Raw genomic sequence first — 1,360 nt, 5'->3', positions numbered from 1 at the left:
TACGACACGATTTTTCGGCGGTCGCCAAAAAGCGGACAACTATGGCCTGACAGACCGTGGCACGTTGCAACAAATGTAGGAGCGAGCTTGCTCGCGATGCGCCGCGCGGGCGGCGCTCGTTCTAAAACCCCACACAAAAACCAAGGCGAGCCCCCGCAAAGCGCCTCACTGCATCAACCCCAGCAAATAATCATATTTCTCCCGCAACAACCCCATCCGCTCCCGCTCGCGATACTCCTCGACCGTCTCCGGCCGCAGACAATGGAACAGGGCCGTCAGCAGAAACACATACCGCAAATTCCCCAGCGCCTGCTGCACATCCACGCCCGGCGCCAGCGCCCCGCGATACGCCTCGACAAACTCCTGCTGCGCCGCCAGAAACACCGCCATGTCCTTGCGCCGGAACAGGCTACCCAGGTACGCCCCGCCATCGAACCCGACCCGCCCGACCTTCACCTCGCTCCAGTCGATCAGGTGCAGTTGCCCCTTGTCGACGAACAGGTTCTTGCGCAGGTAATCCATATGGCTGATACACCGCGGGCTTTTCCGTGCCGCGCTCGCCAGCTGGCGGATCAGCGGCACGAATGCCTCGAACCGCGCCGCCAGCCCGGCAAAGCGCGCATCCTCACGCCCCAGTTGTGCCAGTGCTGGCAGGCAGCGGGCGAAATTGAAGCGCGGGCGTAGCAGGAACCACGGACGGAAGAAGTCCATGCTCCACAACAACGGCGCCTTGCCCGCTGGCTGCGCCTTGAGCCAGGCGTGACTGAGGCTTTCCAGTTCGGCGATGCCGAGGGCCAGTTGCCGCGCGATGGCGTGAATGCGGGGTGGCTTGCCGCGCACGAACTCGGTGAAGATCAGGCTTTCCCAAGGCGTTTCGATCACCCCCAGGCAGGCGGGGTAGCGAAACTGCGTGCTGCCCGCGAGCAGGCCGTCGGCGCGGTGAAAGCGCGCTTCCTGGCTGCCGAAAAAGGCCACCTTGCGAATCGACTTTTCCACCACTTCCACCGGTTGCCCGCTGCAGGGATCGGTCAGGCGATGATGGCGCACGTAGTTGACGAACGACGCGTTCGACGCCAGGTCCTGGGAGCTGATGTGCAGCGCGTGTTGGCCCCATTGGGGCATCAGCGCGTGCAGGTGGTTTTCGAGAGGGGCCCGTTGCCAGCGGAAGAGCGTCTTGCTCGATGCGGGCGGGCGAGAAGGGTCAGTCATGACATCCGGTCAGGCAGCAGCCGTAGGTCCATTAGTAGCTGTGAAGGGCGAGTATGCTGCGGGATAAGGGGCTGGGGCACAATGAAAAAATGCGTGGCTCGTCTTGGTTTTTGGGGTGTTGTCGAGATCGAGCGCCGCCCGCGCGGCGCAT

General features: G+C 63.3%; 1 protein-coding gene. It reads right to left on the bottom strand.

The features are described from left to right. Positions 1–165: 165 nt before the first annotated feature. Positions 166–1,209 carry a phosphotransferase gene (locus PMI38_RS21175; protein ID WP_008098586.1) on the bottom strand — a complete coding sequence of 348 codons (1,044 nt, stop codon included), beginning with the start codon at positions 1,207–1,209 and terminating at the stop codon, positions 166–168. Positions 1,210–1,360 lie beyond the last annotated feature (151 nt).

The organism is Pseudomonas sp. GM84, assembly GCF_000282535.1.
Classification (GTDB): Bacteria; Pseudomonadota; Gammaproteobacteria; order Pseudomonadales; family Pseudomonadaceae; genus Aquipseudomonas.
Note: the sequence above shows the minus strand (reverse complement) of the source record. Positions and strands in the feature narration are given on the sequence as shown.

Bases quoted from the DNA above. Each gene is read 5' to 3' on its own strand.
- PMI38_RS21175 (WP_008098586.1), bottom strand. From the start codon at position 1,209: ATGACTGACCCTTCTCGCCCGCCCGCATCGAGCAAGACGCTCTTCCGC.